Origin of the sequence: Gleimia hominis (genome assembly GCF_002871945.2) — a bacterium.
GTDB lineage: Bacteria > Actinomycetota > Actinomycetes > Actinomycetales > Actinomycetaceae > Gleimia > Gleimia hominis_A.
Genome location: NZ_CP126963.1, coordinates 2131842 through 2155217, shown reverse-complemented (window position 1 = coordinate 2155217; position 23376 = coordinate 2131842). Strand labels below are relative to the sequence as shown.

Genomic DNA, 23376 nt, shown 5'->3' with positions numbered 1-23376 from the left:
CCCCCATTGCGAAACCCACGTTTTCTGCGCGCATTCGATCCCCGCGACGACCTACATATCCCTGGCAGAGGTATATCTGGCAAGGGTATAACTGGCAAAGGTATATCTGGCAAAGGTATATCTGGCAAAGGTTCACAGATTTCGGCGGAGACTCACATATGCCTGGTGCGGACTCGCAGGTTACTTACGAAACCTAACCCGTCGCTCCCTTAAGGAACAGCGTTGCCAGGTGCCGTCCCCGTCGCTCCCTTAAGGAACAGCGTTGCCAGGTGCCGTCCCCGTCGCTCCCTTAAGGAACAGCGTTGCCAGGTGCCGTCCCCGTCGCTCCCTTAAGGAGCAGCGTTGCCAGGTGCCATCCCCGCCGCCCCGCGAGTTGTTCCGCTTGGGTTCGACACGAAAACCCATCTGCCAAGAAAACGGCCTGAGGGTACTTAGCTAACTGTGGTAAAAGCGAATGATTCGCCACCCGCACAGACACATCGTAATGGCCTTTCTCCATACCGAAATTGCCTGCCAATCCGCAGCAGCCAGACAGTTTAATCACATTCGCACCAGCGAACTTCAACAGTTGCTCGTCCGCTCCCCACCCCATAACTGAGTACTGGTGACAATGCGGTTGCGCCACCACCGTCTGCCCCTCAAGATTAGGTAGCCACTCGGTGTTATGAGGCCGCGTGCGATCATCAGTGAGTAACTCAGCGAGCGTGTGCGTTGCTGCAGCGATCTCCGCCGCCACCTTTGAATCCGGCAGAAGATCCTTGATGTCATCGCGCAGCACCGCCGTACACGATGGTTCCACCCCCACAATAGGTACCCCCGCCCTCACAAACGGCAGCAAGACGCGTGTCAAATGTTCAAGCTTCTTCCGTGCTTGTGGCAGCTGCCCAGTTGTAATCCACGTCAGCCCACAGCACGTGTCCTCCGGTGGAAGCAGCGGCTTATACCCCGCCTTAACCAGCAGTTGCAGAGCATCGTACGCACCCGCGTCATCCAGCGCCTCAGAAAAAGAATCCGCCCACAAAAGTACGTACTTACGTCCCTGAGCATCCGTGGGGGTACCTGGCGTTTGCGTTTGGGAATCTGGCATTTCCGTGGGTGTACCTGGCGTGGGTGTTGCCTCGTGTGCGTCCGCCTTATGTTGGCTGGGGGTACCTTTGCTTTCTTGCTGCAGGTACCCTCTAGCGACTTGGCTGAAACGGTGATCTTGAAGCTTCGGCATAGGCCGCCGTGAATCGATCCCCACCAGGTTAAACACCATATTCTTGAGGGTAGGTACCGCCATCAACGCGTTAACGAACCTAGATACCAGAGGCACGCTCGCACTCAAACGCGTTATTGAAGGAAGCCGCCCCAACAGGTAATGAGTCAACGGGCGGATCCGATTACGATACCGCCGCCACAGGGCCTCACTGCGATACTTAGCCATATCAACGCCCGCGGGGCAATCTGTTGCACACGCCTTGCACGCCAAACACAGATCCAGCGCGCGAGCCACATTTGGATCATCCCAACGCGCCACCAAACCACCATTTGTTAGCTCCTCAAGCACTCTGGCGCGGCCACGCGTCGAATCCGTTTCCTCCCGCGTCGCCAAATATGACGGGCACATAAACCCACCCGACGCGGAGTTATCCACCCGGCATTTCGAAACCCCAGTGCAACGGTGCACCGCGGTCGTAAAGTCTCCATGATCTTCGCGGAAGAAAAACCCGCCGTCAACATCAACTGCGCGGGCGTGCAAGCGCCGCAACCCCACATCGAACGGGTCCGGAGTAACCGATTGCGTGTTCTTCCGTGCTCCCTCTCGCTGGTTTACGTCAACCGCGAGCGGCCTGGTTAGCACCCCCGGGTTCATGAGGTTATTCGGGTCAAACAAGTGCTTTACCTGCGCGAACAACTCCACGCTCTTCGCCGGGTACATGTACTGTAATAGTTCCGAACGCGAACGCCCATCGCCGTGCTCACCCGAAATAGAACCGCGGTAGCGTCCGACGAGGCGCGCACAATCCTCAAGAAAAGCACGCGAACGCCCCACACTTGCTTTTGAGCCCAACGGCATGTCAAGCCGCACGTGCACACAACCATCCCCAAAGTGCCCGTACAGCAATCCATCCACACCGTGCTCACGCATCAGTGCGGTGAAGTCACGCAGGTAATCCCCGAGGTACTCGGGAGGTACTGCGGCATCCTCCCAACCCGGCCACGCCTGCTCATTACCACCTATTGTTTTACCTTGCTCGTCCCGCACGCGCGGGGTGCGCCCTCCTAACCCAGCTCCATCAGCCCGAATCCGCCAGAGTCTAACTGCGTCTTCACCAGGAGGATATACGCGCACATCCTCAGAATTCACAGCTGCGGCGAGCTCCTGCGCAGTCGCCATGGCTGTGGACAAGTCCTCTCCACCGACCTCACACAGCAACCACCCGTTACCATCGGGCAAAGCGGGGACAGCACCAGGCCCCTTGTGGTCACGCACCACTTCAACGAGCCGCGAATCCAACCCCTCCACCGCCAGAGGTTTGTATTTCAAAACCGTGGGAACATCATCGCCCGCTGCGATCATGTCCGCATACCCCACGGCAACCAGCACCGGGTTCGGGGGTACCTCCACCAAACGGACTTTGAGCTGCAGTATTGACACGAGGGTACCTTCAGACCCCACCAGTGCGGACGCGAGGTTACGTCCGTTTTCCGGAAGGAGATACTCCAGTGAATACCCAGACACCTGCCGGTTGAACCGCCCCATGTGCTTGCGGATCGGTTCCAAATGCGCATCCACGAGTTCCTCAAGCCCATCCACAGCACTCAAGTCCCCAGATTCCGCGTAATAGTGCCGGCCAGCACCATCGATCACCTCGAGTCCAAGCACGTTCGCGCTCGTCTTCCCCCACGCCATCGCCCGGGGGCCACAAGCGTTGTTACCTGCCATCCCCCCAATGGTGCAGCGGTTTTGCGTGGAAGGGTCTGGTCCGAATCGCAGCCCGTACTTACCTGCCTGCGCTTGGAGGGTACCTTCGATACAACCGGGTTCTACTACCGCGGTTCGGGTGTGCGGATCTATTTCTAGCACGCGGTTCATATGCCGCGCGTAGTCCATTACTAGTTGAGGTCCAATCGCGTTACCAGCGCATGAGGTACCTGAGCCTCTGGGGGTTATCGCGATCCCCAATGCGAGAGCACTTCGAATAGCTAGGATTGCTTCGTCTTTGTTGAATGGAGCGAAAACACATTGGGGTACCACCCGGTAGTTTCCTGCATCGGAAGAATAGATTGTGCGCGCGAGGGTTGTGAAGTCCAGTTCTCCCCGGCAGCCAGCCAGCGCGTCCGCAAATTTTTGGTAGACCCCGGGTGGGGGTACGTTGGTTCCGGGTGCGTCAGTGAACAAAGCTGGTAGCGGTAGTGTGGACATACCTCCAGTGTGGCACGTCTTCGGCCGCAGTACCGCTAGGCCCGCATGGCAGTGGTTTCGGCTTGCATTGCGCGTTTTTAATCGCGCAAGTCCCAGGCGCATGCGCCTCCAGGCCATAAAATAGGTAGGTACCCCCTTTCTTATTTGAAGGAGAAAACGTTGACTACGCAACCAAAAACGCAGGTTCTAAGCATCGGAGAAGCGCTCATAGACCGGGTGTCACGCCCAGGCACAGACACCGCTGAATTCGTTGGCGGCAGTATTCTCAATGTTGCAGTTGGGCTCGCACAGTTGGGCCACGACTCCACGTTAGCTGCCTGGTGGGGGCCCGATGAGCGTGGAAACCGGCTCGCTGAACACTGTAAACAGCAGGGGGTACGTACGGTTCCGGGGGTGGACGGGGCGCAGCGAACCACTTTGGCGGAAGCCACTTTGGATGAGCAGGGCCGCGCCACCTACGAGTTCGACATATTGTGGGACGTCCCCCCGATCTCTAACTCACGCGAGTACGGGCACTTGCACACCGGGTCGATGGCCGCCACCATCGCGCCTGGCGCCGACAAGGTTCTGCGCGCGGTTAAAGAAATGTCGTTGTCGTCCACAATTTCGTACGACCCGAATATTCGTCCGGCGATTATGGAAAGCCCCAGTTTAGTCCGCGATCGAATTGAGCAGATTGTGCGGTTCGCTGACGTGGTCAAGGCCTCCGATGAAGACTTGCAGTGGCTTTACCCAGATACTCCCGTTGAGGAGGTTATGCGCCGCTGGTTACGTGAGGGCGTATCGATGATTATTACAACGCGTGGACCATGGGGTGCCTACGTGATGCTCAAAGGCGAGCGCGACATGCTGGTCATTGACCCGCTCGATGTGGAACTGGCTGACACGGTTGGGGCTGGGGATTCCTTCATGGCTGGATTACTGTCTGCCCTGCTCGACACGGGCCTTCTGGGTAGTTCCGATGCGAAGACGCGGCTGCGTTCCGCACGCTGGTCAGACGTGACATCCGCGCTACACATCGCCACCATAACTTCTGGCCTCACGGTAAGCCACAATGGGGCGTTCGCTCCGTCCCGTGAAGATGTCGATGAGGTCATTGCGGCTCACCCCGAGCTGAGTTAACGACTGCATTACCTGGTGGATGCAAACAAGAACTCCCGGTCTTTACCCAACCGATGAAACAGCTGAGTAAGACCGAGAGTTCTGTTCTTATTCCGATACGAGGCCCCACTATCACGGGTCGCGCAACATTCCTGCACTCCCGACTCACATTACGGGACTGTGCAACACTCCGCGCTAAATCAGGTACTTATGCAGCACCAGTAGAGTGCGGTCAGACCCCATGCAGCCCCTAGTCCAGCACTGCGCTGCGACCAGCCTCAAGGCGGGCAACAGGCACGCGGAAAGGTGAGCAAGAAACATAATCCAACCCAACTTGGTGGAAGAACCGGATGGAATCTGGGTCCCCACCATGCTCGCCACACACCCCGAGTTTAATATCGGGTTTCGTCGACCTGGCGCGCTCAACCCCTTCTTGGACGAGGCGGCCCACACCGTGCTGGTCAATGGTTTCAAACGGAGACACCCCGAAAATCTGTTCCTCAATGTACTTCGGGATGAACACGCCCTCAACGTCGTCGCGGGAGAAACCCCAAACTGTCTGCGTCAAGTCGTTAGTTCCGAACGAGAAGAAGTCCGCTTCCTCCGCGAGCGTTTCAGCTGTAATCGCGGCGCGCGGCAGTTCAATCATCGCGCCAATCTGCACGTCCAGGTCGTAACCATTCGTCTTCTCAGCCACGATCTGCTCTGCTTCACTGCGAATATGCGCCAGCTCCGACACAGACCCAACCAGTGGCACCATGATCTCCGGATGCGGATCCGCACCTTCCTTCTTCAACTCCACAGCCGCATCGACGAGCGCACGGATCTGCAGCGTGAACAAGCCCGGCAAGTAAATCCCTAAGCGCACACCGCGCAGACCAAGCATGGGGTTCGACTCATGCATCCGCCGCACGGCCTCGAGCATCCGCTCGTCCTTCTCATCCGCTTTCCCATCTGTGGCTTTAGCGACAGCGACCTTCACTTCCAGATCCGTCAGATCCGGCAAGAACTCGTGCAGCGGCGGGTCAATTAGACGCACCGTCATGGGCTTGCCATCCATCTCTTTCAAGATCTTCTTGAAATCGTCTTTCTGCAGTGCCTCAAGCGCATCAAACGCTTCCTGCCGGTCGCTGGTACCTTCCTCAGACAGAATTACCCGTTCAATCAGAGCCCGCCGGGACCCTAGGAACATGTGTTCAGTCCGGCACAGTCCAATCCCCTGGGCGCCAAACCCGAGGGCACGCGCCGCATCCTCAGGCGTGTCCGCGTTCGCGCGCACATCCAAACGACGGACCTTATCAGCGTGAGTCAACAGGCGATCCACGGAATGCACAAGTTCAATCATGTCCTTGTCGCCCTTAGCTGCGGCCAATCCCTCTTCTAAACCACGCGTCAAGTACGTGGTCACCACGGAATCAACGACCGGCACGTCACCGACGAACACTTCACCGGTGGTGCCGTCAATCGCGATCGTGTCCCCCGCCTTCAAGATCTTGTCGCCCACCTTAATGGTGTGCGCATTGACGTCCACCGTCAGCGCTTCAGCGCCCGTAACACAGGTCTTCCCCATGCCACGCGCCACCACTGCTGCGTGCGAAGTTTTCCCACCGCGCGACGTCAACACACCTTCAGCAGCGACCATGCCCGGCAGGTCCTCTGGGTTAGTTTCCCGGCGCACCAGGATGCACGGACGGCCCGCAGCTGCGGCCTCCTCAGCCTCCTCATTATTAAAAACAATCTCCCCCACTGCAGCACCTGGGGAAGCTGCCATCGCGCGGGTGAGAAGAACTTTCTCCGCTTCGTCGTCGAACTGGGGGAACATCAGCTGAGTCAACTGCGCCCCCGAAACGCGTCCCAACGCCTCATCCTGCGTGATCAAACGCTCATCGTTAAGCTGGGTCGCGATGCGGAACGCTGCCGCCGCAGTGCGCTTCCCCACGCGGGTTTGTAGCATCCACAGTTTGCCCCGCTCAATCGTGAACTCAATGTCGCACATGTCCTTGTAATGCGTCTCCAACCGACGCATAATCCCGAGCAGTTCCTTGTACGACTTCTCATCGTGCTCACCCAAAGTCGCCAGTGCTTCCGTGTTCCGGATACCCGCAACCACGTCCTCACCCTGCGCGTTCATCAAATAGTCACCGTACACACCCGAGTGCCCAGTGGAGGGGTCGCGGGTGAAGCACACGCCCGTACCGGACGTTTCCCCCATATTGCCAAACACCATTGTCTGAACGTTCACAGCTGTACCCAGCGTGTGTGGAATCCGTTCCCGGCGCCGGTAAATCTTCGCCCGCTCCGTATTCCACGAGCGGAACACAGCCTCAATTCCCTGATCCATCTGCTCACGAGGATCCTGCGGGAACTCCCGCCCCGTTTCCTCTTTAACGATCTTCTTGAAGGTAGAAACCAATTCCTTCAAGTCGTCAGCAGTTAGCTCGTAGTCGAAACGCACGCCGCGTTCATCTTTAATCGCAGACAGCGCTTCCTCGAACCCGTCTCCCTCAATATCCATAACGGTCTTACCGAACATCTGGATTAGACGCCGGTACGAATCCCAAGCAAACCGCTCATCATCCGCGATCTTAGCCAGCCCCAAAACGGACTCGTCATTCAAACCAATGTTCAGGACCGTCTCCATCATGCCGGGCATCGAGAACTTCGCACCCGACCGCACCGAAACAAGCAGCGGATCTTCACTGTCACCTAGCCGCCGGCCAATGAGGTCCTCCATACCCCGCAAGTGCTTCGTGACCTCTACGGATAGCTTCTCTGGAACCGATCCCTTCTCCAGGTATGCCCGGCACGCATCCGTTGTGATAGTGAACCCGGGAGGTACTGGAAGGTCCAGTTTCGTCATTTCCGCCAAGTTCGCGCCCTTGCCACCCAGCAAGTCACGCATGTCCTTGTCGCCTTCAGAGAAGTCATAAACGTACTTGACCATTTACGGTCCTTTCATGTGCTTCGTTGTCACATCGTTTTTTACGCGACGTTTGTTCAGTTGCGACATCAAGACTACCAAATCAGTGCGACTTAAGTCACCTTAGCAACCAGGCGTCTAGGCCGTAGTGCCCAAGCACGCGAATGCCGGTAGCCACCAAACAGGTAACTACCGGCACCTCGACATAGCAACACCAGCGGCGAGCAGTCAGCCCACTTTTGGTGCGCTGCTGATTCTACTTCTCAGACTCCGCGTCATCAGATCCCGCGGTCAGAGCTTTCTCACCATCATCTGCGTGCGGACGCGGAGTGAATGTGAAAGTCTCTTCACCTTTCTCACCTTCCGTGTCGACAACCACGGTGTCGCCCTCATGAATCTCGCCAAACAAGATCCGTTCAGACAACGCATCCTCCACCTCACGCTGAATCGCGCGCCGCAGCGGACGGGCCCCAAGGACCGGGTCAAAGCCCTTATCTGCAAGCAGCAGCCGGGCAGCAGGCGTGACCTCCAGCCCCATGTTCTGCTCTTTCATACGGCCTTCCAACTGGACAATCATGAGATCCACGATCTTCACAATCTGTTCCTTCGTCAGCGGCGGGAACACAATCGTCTCATCCACGCGGTTCAAGAACTCCGGCCGGAAATGCTGCTTCAGCTCCTCATTAACCTTAGCCTTCATCCGGTCGTAATCATTCACCAACGACCCCTCAGCCTGGAAACCAGTCAGCACACCCTTGTTAATATCGCGGGTACCTAGGTTCGTGGTCATGATAATGATCGTGTTCTTAAAGTCCACGACCCGGCCCTGCGAGTCCGTGAGCCGACCTTCCTCCAGGATCTGCAGCAACGAGTTGAAAATGTCCGCATGCGCCTTCTCAACCTCATCGAACAAAACCACGGAGAACGGGCGGCGACGAACTTTCTCAGTCAGCTGACCACCCTCGTCATACCCCACGTACCCCGGAGGCGCACCAAACAAGCGCGAAGCCGTGTGCTTCTCAGAGTACTCACTCATATCCAGCTGGATCAGCGCGTCCTCATCACCGAACAAGAACTCCGCCAACGCCTTCGCCAACTCCGTCTTCCCAACACCCGTGGGACCAGCGAAGATGAACGAGCCACCGGGCCGGCGCGGATCCTTCAAACCAGAACCCGTGCGGCGAATCGACTGCGCAATCGCCCGAACCGCCTCATCCTGCCCCACGATCCGCTTATGCAGCTCGTCTTCCATCCGCAGCAGCTTCTTCGACTCACCCTCCGTGAGTTTAACCACCGGAATCCCAGTCGACATGGCCAGAACCTCAGCAATCTCAGGTTCCCCAATCTCACCGATCGTATCCATGTCCCCAGCCCGCCAAGAAGCGTCCTTTTCTTCCCGCTGCGCAATCAGCTGCTTCTCCTCATCACGCAGTGACGCGGCCCGTTCGAAATCTTGGTCGTCAATCGCTGATTCTTTGCCCCGGCGCACGTCCGCGATCTTCTCATCAAGCTCCCGCAGTTCCGGCGGAGCCGTCATCCGCAAGATACGCATCCGCGCACCCGCCTCATCCACCAGGTCAATCGCCTTATCTGGCAAGAACCGATCCGACACGTACCGGTCCGCCATCTGCGCGGCCGCAGCTAATGCCTCATCCGTAATAATGATCCGGTGATGCGCTTCATACCGATCGCGCAGGCCCTTGAGGATCTGAATCGTCTCATCAACCGACGGTTCATCCACCTTAACCGGCTGGAACCGCCGCTCCAAAGCCGCGTCCTTCTCAATGTACTTACGGTACTCATCCAGCGTGGTCGCACCAATGGTTTGCAGTTCACCACGCGCCAGCATCGGCTTCAGAATTTGCGCCGCATCAATCGCGCCTTCCGCCGCGCCGGCACCGACGAGCGTGTGGATCTCATCAATGAACAAAATGATATCCCCGCGGCTTTTGATCTCTTTCAAAATTTTCTTGAGGCGCTCCTCAAAATCACCGCGGTAACGCGAACCCGCTACAAGTGAGCCCATGTCCAGACTGTAAATCTGCTTATCGTGGATCGTTTCTGGCACTTCACCATGAACAATCGCTTGCGCTAACCCTTCTACCACCGCGGTTTTACCAACCCCGGGTTCACCAATCAGCACAGGATTGTTTTTAGTGCGCCGAGACAGGATCTGCATGACCCGTTCCATCTCGTTCTTACGGCCAATAACCGGGTCTAGTTCACCTTCCCGCGCCGCATTCGTGAGGGACCGGCCGAACTGTTCCAAAACCGCGGAGTTAGCCTGCTGCTGACCACCGCGCGTGGGCGCGCCAACCCCCACGCTTTCGCGCCCATCCGCACCTGAACGCTGGTACCCCTGCAGAAGTTGAATAACTGTTTGCCGCACCTGAGACAGGTCCGCCCCCAGTTCCGTCAGCACTTTCGCAGCCACGCCCTCACCTTCACGGATCAGACCCAGCAGAATATGTTCGGTACCGATGTAGTTGTGCCCCAGCTGCAGCGCTTCGCGCAACGACAACTCCAGCACCTTCTTTGCCCGGGGCGTGAAAGGAATGTGCCCGGTGCTTGTCTGCTGTCCCTCACCAATTATCTCAATCACAGCGTTCCGGGTGGCTTCGCGTTCGATGTTCATCATTTCGAGCGCTTTAGCCGCAACTCCCTCACCTTCCTGGATTAACCCCAGTAAAAGGTGTTCAGTACCAATGTAATTGTGGTTCAAGTTGCGCGCCTCGTTCTGTGCAAGCACCACAACGCGACGGGCACGATCGGTAAACCGTTCGAACATGAATCCTCCTGCCTATACAACTGGTACAAGACTATTTAACTGCGTCCACAAAGTCCCGCCTGTTCACCAAGGGCGAGAAAGAAAACTCCCCAGGTACCCGCGTGGTTTGCGAACCCGCCAAGCGGGGGTTTCCGCTCAGGTACCCGCGTGGTTTGCGAACCCGCCAAGCGGGGGTTTCCGCTCAGGTACCCGCGTGGAACGTAAGCTAGGTACCCTCACCGCGAGCACCTCAAGATACTTATTCTCGAGGCTGAACCGCTATATAAGCAAAAATGCCGATTTACACAAAATTCGCTATGCGAGCGCAACTAACTGGGCAATCACAACCCGTTACGCAACCAGAACCAAGTGCGCAACCAGAACCAAGTGCGCAACCACGAGCGGCTACGCAATCACAACGCGCTATGCTTCGGATTCCACCATTATGGTAAACGGGCCATCATTAACTAGTTGCACCTGCATGTCGGCACCGAACTTGCCCGTCTCCACATGCACCCCGTGTTCTTCGCGCAGGGACTTTGCAACCGCATCAACAAGCGGTTCCGCAACCTCACCGGGAGCTGCTTTACTCCACGTGGGACGCCGACCTTTCCGCACATCCCCATACAAGGTGAACTGCGAAATCAGCAGCACTGGCGCCCCCACGTCTACCACAGACTTTTCCTCATGTAACAAACGCAAAGACGCGATCTTACGGGCAATCACCTTCACCTGGTCCGGCCCATCCGCATGCGTAACCCCCAGAAGGACGCACAGACCTTCGCCCTCAATCGCGCCGATCACTTCCCCACCGACACTCACCTGTGCACCATTTACCCGCTGAATTAACGCCCGCATTCCCCCTCTTTCCTTAGCTCAATTATTTCCACACGATTTCGTTGAGCCAGCTTCCTTACCCCGGTTTACCGTTAGGCTCACTTTGTTTTGCGGTTGACCGTTAGGTTCACTTTGTTTTGCGTCCGCGCCGCAGTTGCCGCCCCAGTCCGCCCCGCAAATTTGCGCCGGGCCGTTCTTCGGGAGATACAGACGATTTCCCCTGAGGGTCAACGACTATTTCTTGCGCAGCAGCTACCGGACCATCCTCAGTCATTACATCCACTTGCACCGCCGGGTCCAAACCGCGACGCACCAGCGCGAGCGCCATGGGACCATAATCCGCATGCCGAACCGGAGTCGTAACCACTCCCACTCGCCGCTCCCCAACCTTGACTTCATCACCGTGTTGGGCCTGCCACGAACGCGAACCATCTAACTGCAACAGCACCAGACGTCGCGGGGGCCGCCCTAGGTTCAGAATCCGCGCCACCGTTTCTTGACCGCAATAGCAGCCTTTATCAATATGCACTGCAGTACGTAGCCAATCCAGCTCGTGCGGAACCGCTTTCGCATCTACTTCCGTAGCCCACCGGGGCCGCAAATCCTCCACCCGAAGTGCCTCCCATGCGACCATTCCCGCTTGAGGGTACTTGGAGCTCACTGCCTGCGCTTTCGCCTTCGGAATGAGATCTAACACGCGCCGACGTGAATCCGCTGGGTGGTTGAATCCCTCAGGCGTATAGGTAGCGCCCCCAGGCTGCACATCAGGCCAAGGATCCACCCACGTGAGAGCTGATCCCTCCAACACATCAAACGCAGTTCCCTTAGGTACCACGCGACCAAATACCTCAACATCGTCTGAAATATCCGCAACTTCAACACGCAACATGAACTTCATGCTATTAAGAAAATCAACCAGAGAATCCACGCGTTCACGTTCCAAAATCAGGAGGGTACCTTCACCGTCGTCACCCACAGCCGCAGCAAAATCTATGTGCCCGCGCACATCCAAAAGCAGCAGCTCACGCGACTGCCCTGGCTGCATTCCAGTAATTACCTGAGACGAAAGCGTCGTGAGCCAAGACTGCCGATCCGCCCCAGATACCCTCACGACACCCAGATGGCTCAGGGGGGTAACGGCCTCCCCCTTCTCTAATGCCCACTGCTCGCCCGACATGTCCCCAAAATGCAGGGGGGTACCTTCGGTGTTAACTGAGGTACCCTCGGTGCTCGCGGGGGTACTTGGATTAGCGGCGGGGGTACTTTGGTTTATCTGCGGAGTGGTTGCTTCAGCTTGCTGTTCACTCATCCGAAGTACCCTCACTTGCATCCGAAGTACCCTCACTCGGTGCAAGACCGTTCTCGCCACCAGGTTTCGGATCTTCCACCCTGGTGACGCGGCCGGAAGTCACCATTTGCTCCGCGCCCTTCAGGGTTTCTGTGAAGAACACGTCCGATTCCACTAATCCGTAGAGCCGTTCACCCTGCTTGATTTCCGGTGCCCCACTGGCTCTCACGAGTGTGTCAACGAGTAGTCGCATCCGCGGCCCATCAACCTTGCCGGCCCACAGGGCACAGAGCCCGTCACTGCGGGTTGAGGATATTTGCAGCACGCCTTTGTCGGGGTCCGCAACAGACCAGTAAGCAGATTCTTCCCACAGCAGTTTTACAGGCTTCAGCGCAGCAGCCCCATCTACCGCGTTCGTTTCTGCGCTCAGCTCACCCACCTGGTCAGCAGCTATTAGCTGCGTATTTGTGCGCACTTGTTCACCCAGGATTTGCGCGTCGAATCGGATCAAAACCGGATCTCCAGCACCTTCACCGGAGGTACCCCATCCACGCCACGACCCGAGCAGCCACGTTAGTTTCGCTAGCTTCGGAGGTAAGTTCTCAGGAATAACAATCATGCTTTTACTCTAAGGCACCCTCTGTTAGAAAACCCGTTGATCTAATCACACGCTCTGAGCAAGCGGGTACCTCAAGCGCATTTAACGCAAAACAAGCGTACTGCCCCGCAAGGTACCCCAAAGCCCGTGTGCTGCAAAACCGCGCGGTCACATCCCTCCAATGCGCAGTAGTACGTAAACGGGCATGCCGGACGCAACAAATTTCAACGCCCCACGAGCCAGCGCACCCGTTTCGTTGCAGCGCCGGCCATGTTCGCCGAAAACAATGTCTATTGCCGCAACGACGAGTCCGATACCTATTCCCAGCAGCATGGTGAGCGTCAGGGTGGTTAATGCGCTCAATATTCCACTGGAAATGGAGGGCATCATCATCTGGACAACGCGGGAATGTAGGGACATCGCAACGGTTACACCACCGAGAATCAGGCCGCTCACAGCGCCGCACACGACACTTCCGATGAGGTTTGACCGAACGGAAGTACCCCATTGGTTACCCACCACGCACGTAACAAGGATTAGTGCGGCACTGGTTAGCACCGGCTGCCAGTCAGGTGAGCTAGCGGCCGACAGCCACACGGTTCCCACCGCAGTGAAAATACCGCCACAGACGCTGGCGGCCAAAGAATCGGTTAAGTGCTCCCGAGCTGGTTTGCGCACCATTTGCCCAACCGCAGAAACAGCAATGGCGAACACCGCGGCAACGGCGCCCCACGCGAAGGTACCGCTTAAACGCGTTACCACCAAAGCGCAAACACCAACTAAAGCAACGCTTAGTCCAATGGTTTTCCGCCCAGGTACCCCCACCAATTCTGCCCACCCGTACGACAAGATTGAAAACGCGACAAGCAGCACAAATGTAACCACGTCCTGCTTCCCCGTACCCGCATACAGCACCACCATCAGCACGCTTAGCAAGATTGCACACGAGGCGGACACATGCCGCGCAGATAAGCGCAGTACCGTATCAAACCGGCTTTTCTTTCCACCGCTTCCGCTGGCACTGCCGCGGCCACGTCGCGTTTTTGTTCGGTTATTCCACTTTGAGGCCCGACTGTTTGGGGTTGCTGCACGGCTGCTTGGGGCTGCGGCACGACCCCTTGGGGTTGCCCCCCGCCTTGTTGAAGTTGAAGGGCTACCGCTTCGGGCTACGGCACGACCCCTTGGGGTTGCCCCTCGCCCTCTCGAACTCGAAGGGGTTCGGCCGGCCGATCTGCTATTAGCACCGGAGCGTGGCTTACCCGGCCGTGGGGGTTTGCGGGGAAACTGGTTGTCGCGCGTGTCGGTCATGACTGCATCGTGCCACATTCTCCACACCGTTTTCCAGGATGCAAACGCGCGGTTTGGCAGGTTTGGCTGCGTTGGCAGGCCAGGCGGGTTTGGCAGGTTTGGCTGCGTTGGCAAGCCAGGCAGGTTTGGACGGTTGGGCGGGTTTGGCCCGTCAGCCTGTTTACTGTGGGATTTCCTGAGGCGTGCCGCGCACTCCAGCTTGGAAATACCGCGTGTTCACAAATGGGACGCCGACCACTCGCACTGGGCGCATGCCGGCGCGATTTTCAACGTCATATGCAGTAGACTAGCCACAAGGTGTCGGGCCAATAAAGCCCCGGGCTCCAACATCTGCCGCTACGAGCGGCCTTCGCGCCGACAGGCGCTTTTTGGTCCGACACCGGTTAAATCTTTTCCAGCTTTTTGCAGCATAGTTTCGCGTGTCCGCCGCCCACCCTCAGGAAAATAATTGGAAGGCCGCACCTCAGGCAAAATAATCGCAAGCTTAAGCCAGCACATACCCAAGACGAGGTTGGTGCCGCGCGTTCGTTATGCGGGAAGCACTTTTTTGCAACAATGGAAGCATGCCACAAGGAATGCAGATTACCGCGGCGAACTTAGACCCCGCGTTGTTGGACCTCCCCTGGGATATTGCTTTGGAGGATTGGCCGGAGGATCTTCTGGCAGCACTGCCACGTGGTATTTCCCGGCACACCGTTCGGTTCGTGAACCTCTCTGGCCGCGTGATTGCCGTGAAAGAAATTGGGGAAAGCGTTGCGTACCATGAGTACGGACTGCTTCGTGACCTGGTTCGTCTTGGCGCGCCGTCCGTGACCCCCACGGCTGTGATCACGGGTCGGCGTAGTCGGGATGGGGAGGAGCTGACTCCCGCACTGGTTACTGAGCACCTGCAGTTCTCCCTGCCATATCGCGCGGTTTTCTCACAAATTATGAGGCCTGAAACAGCTACGCGCCTGATTGACTCTCTAGCTGCCCTACTGGTACGCCTACATTTGCTTGGGTTCTACTGGGGGGATGTGTCGCTGTCGAACACGTTATTTCGGCGAGATGCCGATTCGTTCACGGGGTACCTGGTGGACGCGGAGACCGGTGAGTTGCATGAAAAACTCACCTCCGGACAACGCAATTACGACGTCGACCTTGCGCGAACCAACATCATTGGGGAACTGATGGATCTGCAGGGCGGCGAGATCCTCGACGAAGATGTGGACGTGATCAAAGTAGGTAACCGCATCGAAGAACGCTACCACAAGCTTTGGAGTGAACTTACGGAAGAGGAAAGTTTCCAAGGGAATGAACGGTGGCGGGTGTCGCAGCGGATTAAACGGTTGAACGAACTTGGGTTTGATGTGGGTGAGCTGAACATTACAACCGACGTGGATGGTACCCGAATTGTGATTCAACCGAAGGTGGTGGATGCGGGGCATCATCACCGTCAGATAATGCGACTAACCGGGTTGGACGTGGGTGAACGCCAAGCCCGGCGGATGCTCAACGACCTCCATACCTACCGGGCGTTGCAAGGCAGGAATAATGAACCGTTGGAGTTAGTAGCACACGCGTGGTTAAATGACGTTTTCGAACCAACTGTCCGCGCTGTGCCCAACGAGTTGAAGGGTAAGCGTGAACCCGCCCAGATTTTCCATGAGGTTCTAGACCACCGGTGGTACCTAGCGCAACAACAACAACGCGACGTACCCCTACCTGAGGCAACGAAGTCTTACATAAAGAACGTGCTTCCCAGCCGCGTGGATGAGGAGCTATACCTAGATCCCGGGGTGCAGGACACACTGTACTGACCGCAAAGCGGGAACACGACGATGCGGGCTACAGACCAGGACACGACGACGCAGGCTACAGACCAGGACACGACGGAGTTGGTTACAGAGCAGGACACGACTATGCAGGCTGCGGAGCGGATTTTGGGAACGCGTGCGAGGAACGTAATAGGGGACGTCAGGGCGAGCGAGGGTACATTGAGGCGGCTGAGTCAACGATGCTGCGAGAGGGTGGTAAAACGAGGGTACTTTAAAACGGATCGGCGGCCGGCACTGCGAGAGGGTGGTGGCCGCGGCGGCACTGCGAGAGGGTGGTGTCTGCAAGAGAATGTTGGTGCAGAACAGTTAGTTACTGGTTTTGGCGCACTGTTGGTGTGCACGGGATGAGGGGGTACTTATGGATTTTCCGAAGGTTATTGCGCATCGTGGGGTGAGCAGTCTTGCTCCTGAAAACACGATTGCCGCGTTCAGTAAGTGTATTGAGGTGGGGGTACCTACGTTCGAGTTCGATGTCGACATCATGGGTGACGGTACCCTCATTGTTATTCACGACGACAAGTTCGACCGGACTACGAACGGTAAGGGCGGGTTTTACAATAAGGGTTTCTCTGACCTGCGTAAGTTGGATGCGGGCGGCTGGTTTTCACGCCAGTATCGCTTTGAACCTGTTCCGGAGTTAGCTTCTGTTGTTTCGCTGATGAGTTCCGCGCAGTTGGATGCGAATTTGGAGATTAAACCTTGCCGTGGGGGTACACGGTTGCGGGATGCGTTGGTTGAGGGGATTAGCGTGTCGTTGCGTGAACTTGATGCGGATCGGCAGCTTCTGATTTCTAGTTTTGATTTGGAGTTGCTTCAGGGGGTGCGTTCGATTATGCCGCAGGCGCATCTAGCGTGCCTTTATGATCCGTCGGAGGATTTCTTAGTTTCCCCTGGCGAAGAGCGTGTGGATGCGTGGATTCGGCATGCGAAAACTTTGGGTGCGGAGGCGATTCACCCGAGTTTTGAGTCGTTACGCGAGCATGAGGTTGAGCGGATGCGTGATGCTGGGTTTGACGTGAATGTTTGGACCGTGAATGAGGTTTCGCGTGCGGTGGAACTTGCGCAGTGGGGTGCGAATGCGGTTATCACGGATAGACCCCAGGATTTTCCTGAGGAAGTGCGCCAGCAGCGGTTGTAGCTTGCCCGGTAGGCGTGGATTCCAGTTCGCGCTATAGGTAGGTGGCTCGTGGCCGTGAGGCGTGGCCGTGTTGCCTGAGGCTCTGGGTGGCTGGGATGTATATTGTCAGCGTGCCGGCACGGCAACTGGGGCTTAACCTTTTGGTTGAAGCCCCAGGTGCACCCGGTTTTTTGCGCTAGTGTTGTTTTCGGTTGTCACGTAGTGACACGTATTTGGCTAGTGATAGTTCGGCAACTGAGTCGATTAGTAGCACTATCCCGATTCCGAGTCCGAGTTTTGTTAGCCAGTTGCGTTCGGTTTTGTGCTTCCTTGCGAAGTTGGCGATTGCGAGGGATCCGGTGACTGCTTCCGCGGCGGATGCGCCGTAAACCATCCACGGTTTTTCTGTGACTACGTCGTTGTATCCGTCCCAGAATGAGCGGGCACGTGATTCGGGTTCGTTGAGCATCCGGTCAACACTTCGACCGATGGCGTTCGCGATTCCGCGTGGGTCGTTGAAGTCTGCGCCAGGCAGGTCACGTAGTGGGGCGTATCCTTGCAGCACCAGAGCGACCTCGGGGGGAAGACCTAGTGCAGTTACGACGGAGCGGCATAGGTCGTTGCCTTTTTTACCCACGGTTGCGAGCAGAGCTTCAACATCGGCGGAGGGAATTGCTTGCCCGATTTCGATTAGATCCGTTTTAGCTCCGACGAGCTCTTGTGCTTGTTGTTCAACCGCGTCATCTTTGTGCGCGCCCGCCACGGTGCGGGTGCGCATGGACCAGTTGAACATGGGCATGGTTTCGTCTTCGTCGGTTTCTTCGCGTTGGAGACGTATTTTCAGTTCACCGTCGGAGTAAACGAGGACTACTGCTGGTTCACCTCCGAGCAGTAGGTTGCGGGGGTTGTCTGATTCGTAGATGATTACGCGTTCGTCTTCTGACAGTTCCATGGTTGCGATGTCCACATCGTGCAGGGCTGCTAGTAGTGGCACGGAGGAGGCGGGAGTTTGCGTGAACTCGATGGCGGTGAAGTGTTCGTCTTCAGTTCCTTCACCGTGAGTTACTTTTGCATCGTCCTCCATGGCGTCAGCTTGCACGTCACCGATCATCACGTCTGCTTTGAATGTTTGCGCTAGTTTTAGTGCGAAGTCTTCTATCGCGATATGGGGGGTGATTTGGTTCTCTGCGTTTACGGTAGCTAGGCGTCCGTTGTCAGCAGCTAGTGTTAGGCCCAGTAGGTTTGGGGTGGCGTCGAACCAGTCAATGGTGGCTACAGCTTTTGTTTTGGCGATGTAGTCTGACACTGCTTGTGGGTCCAGTTGTGGAGCCACAATGATTCCTTCAACTCGTTCCCATGCTTGTTTACTCGTTGACATTTGGGCCTCCTTGAAACACTCTGCCCTATGTTTCTTCTTTTTGTGACTGTACTACCTCAACAATATCGTTTTCGCGGTCCTAAAGGTAGGTAGATAGTGCGGCTGTGCAAATATTCTTTGCGTTTTGAAACTTAAGGTTACTGCGTTCGCGTGAGTGTTAGGTACCTGCCGTCTGCGAGGATCCAGCGGTTGTCTTTCCACTCGAGGTAGGCGGAGGCGATTAGCGAGTCGTGCACCTTTATCTCAATATTCGGCCCGTTCCTCATATCGTAACTAGCATATCTTACGTCTTTTACGGTGTGGAGCACGAGGATCTGGCCGGGCATACCAGTTTCAGGTTTCTCAACCCGGCTGACCTCGTTTTTCCTGGTATCCACGCGGAACATCCACGCACCATGTTTTTTCTTGTCGAGGATCAGGTTGATGATTCCTCGGCATTGCCGTGCGGTTTCCCGATCACATAATTCCTCTAGCGGCTTCGTGTCAAGAGTGCTGAATGAATAACCGATTAGCTCAGTGTAGTATTTCGCTACTGCGAGCGCTCCTTCACGCGATTGCGTACGCCCCTCTGTCGGGTATTTGGGTTTGCTGTACGGGTATCGTTCTTCTACCGGTGGAGGTTCGACCAGTTCTTCATAACTGCCTGGAGCACCGTTGGGCGCACCTGATCCACTCTGGTTTGGGTCGGTTCCATCTGCTTGTTGGGCAAATGAGTTCTCTTCTGCGGTTTTTGCAAAGTCTTTAATGTGTCCCTTGCTTTCCTCTTGAGGAGATTCCACAGCAGTGTTTTTGTCGCTGCTGCAGGCGGCTAGCGTCATCGAACATGCTAAAAGGGGGACAACGGTTAGAGCCTGCCGGTGACTTTGTTTTGTTTGATTGCGCATTTTCAACTCCTCAAGCTAAGAAAGTGTTTGTCAGATGTAGTGATGTGTGGTCGTGACTATTTACTCGTGAGTATTTAGCGGAATAAGTTCTTTTATTAGATGCGGACAGTAGTTGGTGGAAGGTCGGACTCGTATCGTTTCTTTACTTGTCGTTCACAAATGTGGTTTTGCAGTCTGCTACGACCCAGTGATCTGTTTTCCATGAGAGGTTGCATTTATTATTGATGCGGGGAGATTTAATAACTTGCTTTCCGTCTTTTTGTTCAGGAGTGTGGATTTCGTACTTAACTTTATCTGGACTCAAGGTGATTACGAGGTCTCCGATTTCTCCTTTTTCGGGCGCATGGGTCATGCCGATACTCGTATTGCTTGTGTCGAAGTTCTTGTACCATTCGCCTTTTTCACGAGCTTGGTCGATATTTGTAATGATTTTTTTGCATTCTTTAGCTGTTTCTTCGGAACAGAGTTGTTCGAGAGGTTTTGTGTCGTAAGTACTGTATGAGTATCCGATTAGTTCCGTGAAGTAGGCAGCTACTTTGAACGCGCCGCGTTCACTGTGTTCCCGGCCTTCTTCGGGGTATTCAGGTTTTTCTTGAGGGTAGCGTTCAGCCGGTGATGGAGGAGAGGCCTTCTCGCCTGCTTTTTGCTCTAGTTCATCTGCGCTTGTGTGGCTGCAAGCTGATAGTGCCGGCGTGCATGCTAGGAGGATTGCACTGAGGATAGCTAGCTGGAATTTGCGGTTGTTAACAGTGTTACGCATTACTGATTCTCCTTAATACAAGGTATGGGAACTGAACTTTTCGAAAATCTGGTGGTTTTGGTTTTGGTTTTGGATGGTGGTTATTTGGCCTGTTTGGGGGCTGGTTGGTTATTCGTCCCAGCCGGGGGTGACGACTAGGGACGAGCGGGGGCGTTTAGCATCAAACATGCTACTAACCTCATGGGTAGTGCGGTTAGTGTCGAGAGTAAAGACTTGCCCATCGACTTTCACTCGCGCACTCCAAAACGTAGTGGAATGAACCTCAATATTACGCAGCGGCTCCACATACTCATGCACCAGCGACTGATTCGGATACGGAGCACCATCACCACTGAACAACTGCGTCCTCCCATCAGCATAATCCAACCGGTGAGTAGTCACATACCAACTAACCTCCGCCCCATCAACCCGCGAGGTCTTAGACGTATTCGTATAGTAGAAAATAGTTGGTAACCCAGTCCACACCCACCCCCGATCAGGCTGGACATGCAACCGTGGTTGAGGCGGACTATCAGCAGCCACCGCCGCAATCGCCTTTTGAAAAGGAGTCACCACCTTCGGCTCCTCCCCCAGCCCAGCAGGCGCAGCAGAAGACTTAAACGACAAGTCCCTGCCCCCACCCCAACCACCACTAGCCCCACCCCCACGATAAGCACTCACCCCACCCGCAGCAGGAGCAGAAGCCTCATAACTAGGCTGAGCAACCGAAGCCTCACCACCCGTATCATAAGAATAAATAACACTATGAGACTGAACATTAATATCTATATAACTCTTGGAAGAGTATGTTTTATTTGTTGAGTCTTCACGCGAGTCTCCATAATCGGTTCTTCGTAGATCACCGTCGTCAACCGTGGCCACGGCAGAAACCAACAGCGAGACACAAGACAAACAAGCCAACAACTTGCTCATTTCTTCTCCTTTAAGAACACAAATAGCCCGTCAGCGACGATCCAGCTATTGTTCTTCCAAGAAAGATTGACGACGACCTCTTGATCCGGGTCCGTAATATTCTTTAATGGTCCTTTACGTATGCCGCTGTAAAACTCGTAGGTTTTCCCCTTGACGATAAAACGGAAAGAAATCTCACCTGGAATATCCTCTTTGGGAAGATACGCGCCCTTGAACGAGTAATCCAACGTGTCAACATTCTTGTACCAAGAACGATCTTCAACAGTCTTAGTAACGCTCTCTATGAGTTCCAAGCAGTTTTGCGCTGTCTTCTTGTCGCATAGTTTCTCAAGAGGCCTGGTATCCAAAGTGCTGTAGGAATACCCAATCAGCTCCGTAAAATACTGCGCAACCTTAATCGCCCCCTCCTGGGAATGCACATACCCTTCCTGCGGATACTCAGGCTTATCATGCGGATAACGCTCCGACACCGGAGGCGGAGGAACCAACGCCTCCTCAGAAGCCGACACCGACGGAGAAGACGAACCCCCACCAGAAGACGACGCTGCAGGAGAAGCCCCCACCGCACCCTTAGACTCCTCACCCGAACTCTTACCACCACAGGCAGAAACAGTAAGCACACAAGCCAACAACAAAACCAACACTAAAACTAGCCGAGACACACGATTACCAAAGAGGGTCCGCAACATCGAAAATCCTCAAACTCGCCTACACGAACAAGCCGCCAGCTAACAAAAACCAACCGCTAAAAAGAACAATAAACGAACCCCACAAATAAAACCAGAGCCCAAACCCAACTGTGGAAAACCTTCCTACAATCCGGACAAGACAACGCCGTCAATCCCAGGATTATAGGTATTTCCTAAATCAAAATAAGACGCGCATTCCATAACCAGCAGTTTAATCACCTAACAACAGGGGGCCTCAACACTGGACAGCACCAAGACGCCAGACAGGAATACAACTACATATTTCACATAAACACAAAAATGTTCACATGCAAATACGACATATACTGAACACACCGACTTATAGAGATTTATACAAGTTCACTCCGTTAATATGCTCAGTTAAGCTACTCGCATTCCTTTAAACTTTTAATAAGAGTGGTTCACTCCGCATTTATCTTGAGCCAAGGACCTCACACGAAAGAGGCTCTACTAGGAAAAACAAAATTGAGGGTACCTGGCGTGGTTGTGCCCACATGCTAAATCAAAACACAAAGACACCCAAACGAGTCAGAACGGTTTCTCCCCATATCCGAACATGCAAAACGGAACTACACAACGACCGATGCGAGACTAACTGCGCACACAATAAGAAGTAAGAATCCGAAAATGCGTTGAAGCATCACCGGGCGGATACGCGTCGACAGCGGTCCGCCCACGACCCCACCGACCATGGAACCCACCATGAAGAAAACCACCACGCTCCAGTCAACGTTCAGCGGCTGACCTATCCGAGCAATCAGGCCGAAAACTGAGGCAAGTGACATTACTATGAGCGAGGTCCCAGACGCCTCCCTAATCGGGTAATGCATGAGCAACGTTAAGACCGGCACGATCAAGAACCCGCCACCTACACCGAAGAATCCTGTCAGCAACCCCGTTATCAGCGCGGCAAAGAACAGTTTCCCCCCATTTCGCTTCCAGGTACCCCCAGGTATTTGTACCCCAGTCACATCGGTGGAGGCACTGTTTAGCTGCTGATCAGGACTACTTTCCGCGGGGGTACCTTGGGGGTTTGAAGATGCTTGTTCCGCACCGGCGCTAGACGCACGGGTTTTCACCAGCATCTGCACCCCAACGACCCCCACCATCAAACCGAAGAGCGTGAACAGCAACCAACCCGGCACAAACGCGGAAAGCCTCGCACCTACTACAGACCCAACCGCAGACAATAAGCCGAAGATAACACCTTCCTTAACCCGCGCCTCATGCCGATTAAACCTGTGCGGCAACGCAACTAAAGAAGTGGCAAGAACAATCAACAACGACCCGGCGGCCGCCCCATGCGGAGGCTGTCCCAACAGCAACGTCAACGCAGGTACCGCCAAAATACCACCGCCCGCCCCCAGCACTCCTACTACGAGTCCAACCAGCGCCCCCACCAGCAATGCAACGATCATACGGCTCCTAACTAAGTACCCTCTTCATCCTAAAGCTCCGCAGAATAACTCACAGACGCAGCTTAATTCCCCCTGCCGCTACTCTGCCCACGGCACGCACGCCACCGTTTCAGTCAGCTTCGCCCACAAGAAGTTTCGACCCACAAGAGAGG

Annotated in this window: 16 protein-coding genes; 3 read left to right on the top strand and 13 right to left on the bottom strand. The window is 55.4% G+C overall.

From position 1 onward, the window contains the following. Window positions 1–289: 289 nt before the first annotated feature. A complete protein-coding gene (locus tag CJ187_RS09345; protein WP_102216324.1) occupies window positions 290–3409 on the bottom strand; it encodes an FAD-binding and (Fe-S)-binding domain-containing protein in 3120 nt (1039 codons plus the stop codon). A 159-nt stretch (window positions 3410–3568) separates the two neighbouring features. Between CJ187_RS09345 and CJ187_RS09340 the strand changes: the two genes are divergently transcribed. Next, window positions 3569–4531: a carbohydrate kinase family protein gene (locus CJ187_RS09340; protein WP_102216325.1), complete on the top strand. Its 963-nt coding sequence runs from the start codon at window positions 3569–3571 to the stop codon at window positions 4529–4531. Between the two features lie 229 nt (window positions 4532–4760). Here the strand turns inward: CJ187_RS09340 and ppdK are convergent, their stop codons facing one another. The 6 genes from ppdK to CJ187_RS09310 form a co-directional block, all read right to left on the bottom strand. Then, window positions 4761–7454, bottom strand: coding sequence for a pyruvate, phosphate dikinase (gene ppdK / locus CJ187_RS09335; RefSeq protein ID WP_102216326.1), 2694 nt, complete (start codon window positions 7452–7454; stop codon window positions 4761–4763). Between the two features lie 232 nt (window positions 7455–7686). Further along, window positions 7687–10218, bottom strand: a complete 2532-nt coding sequence (locus CJ187_RS09330; protein WP_102216327.1) for an ATP-dependent Clp protease ATP-binding subunit — start codon at window positions 10216–10218, stop codon at window positions 7687–7689. A gap of 402 nt (window positions 10219–10620) precedes the next feature. Next, the gene (gene dtd, locus CJ187_RS09325) at window positions 10621–11055 is read right to left on the bottom strand and encodes a D-aminoacyl-tRNA deacylase (RefSeq protein ID WP_102216328.1); all 435 of its coding nucleotides are present in this window, start codon (window positions 11053–11055) and stop codon (window positions 10621–10623) included. A gap of 106 nt (window positions 11056–11161) precedes the next feature. After that, on the bottom strand, window positions 11162–12343 hold the full coding sequence (locus CJ187_RS09320) for a YgfZ/GcvT domain-containing protein (protein ID WP_158237720.1): 1182 nt from the start codon (window positions 12341–12343) through the stop codon (window positions 11162–11164). Next, on the bottom strand, window positions 12336–12941 hold the full coding sequence (locus tag CJ187_RS09315; RefSeq protein ID WP_102216330.1) for a heme-binding beta-barrel domain-containing protein: 606 nt from the start codon (window positions 12939–12941) through the stop codon (window positions 12336–12338). The genes CJ187_RS09320 and CJ187_RS09315 overlap by 8 nt, the downstream gene beginning before the upstream one ends. A gap of 147 nt (window positions 12942–13088) precedes the next feature. After that, window positions 13089–13841: a hypothetical protein gene (locus CJ187_RS09310; protein WP_102216331.1), complete on the bottom strand. Its 753-nt coding sequence runs from the start codon at window positions 13839–13841 to the stop codon at window positions 13089–13091. Between the two features lie 950 nt (window positions 13842–14791). Between CJ187_RS09310 and CJ187_RS09305 the strand changes: the two genes are divergently transcribed. Together CJ187_RS09305 and CJ187_RS09300 are read left to right on the top strand one after the other, a co-directional pair. Continuing rightward, the gene (locus CJ187_RS09305; RefSeq protein ID WP_102216332.1) at window positions 14792–16027 is read left to right on the top strand and encodes a DUF4032 domain-containing protein; all 1236 of its coding nucleotides are present in this window, start codon (window positions 14792–14794) and stop codon (window positions 16025–16027) included. 376 nt (window positions 16028–16403) lie between these two features. Further along, window positions 16404–17183 carry a glycerophosphodiester phosphodiesterase family protein gene (locus tag CJ187_RS09300; protein WP_102216334.1) on the top strand — a complete coding sequence of 260 codons (780 nt, stop codon included), beginning with the start codon at window positions 16404–16406 and terminating at the stop codon, window positions 17181–17183. Window positions 17184–17358: 175 nt separating this feature from the next. On the opposite strand, the gene CJ187_RS09295 is transcribed toward CJ187_RS09300, so the two are convergent. The 6 genes from CJ187_RS09295 to CJ187_RS09270 form a co-directional block, all read right to left on the bottom strand. After that, a complete protein-coding gene (locus CJ187_RS09295) occupies window positions 17359–18540 on the bottom strand; it encodes a hypothetical protein (RefSeq protein WP_102216335.1) in 1182 nt (393 codons plus the stop codon). Window positions 18541–18677: 137 nt separating this feature from the next. After that, window positions 18678–19424 (bottom strand): DUF6318 family protein, encoded by a 747-nt coding sequence (locus tag CJ187_RS09290; RefSeq protein WP_146003074.1) that lies wholly within the window; start codon window positions 19422–19424, stop codon window positions 18678–18680. A gap of 142 nt (window positions 19425–19566) precedes the next feature. After that, entirely contained in the window at window positions 19567–20184 is a 618-nt protein-coding gene (locus CJ187_RS09285; protein ID WP_102216337.1) for a DUF6318 family protein, read from the bottom strand. A gap of 108 nt (window positions 20185–20292) precedes the next feature. Further along, window positions 20293–21096, bottom strand: coding sequence for a hypothetical protein (locus tag CJ187_RS09280; RefSeq protein ID WP_102216338.1), 804 nt, complete (start codon window positions 21094–21096; stop codon window positions 20293–20295). After that, window positions 21093–21758 (bottom strand): DUF6318 family protein, encoded by a 666-nt coding sequence (locus CJ187_RS09275; RefSeq protein WP_146003075.1) that lies wholly within the window; start codon window positions 21756–21758, stop codon window positions 21093–21095. The genes CJ187_RS09280 and CJ187_RS09275 overlap by 4 nt, the downstream gene beginning before the upstream one ends. 617 nt (window positions 21759–22375) lie before the next feature. Beyond that, window positions 22376–23224: a sulfite exporter TauE/SafE family protein gene (locus CJ187_RS09270; RefSeq protein ID WP_102216340.1), complete on the bottom strand. Its 849-nt coding sequence runs from the start codon at window positions 23222–23224 to the stop codon at window positions 22376–22378. Window positions 23225–23376: the final 152 nt, after the last annotated feature.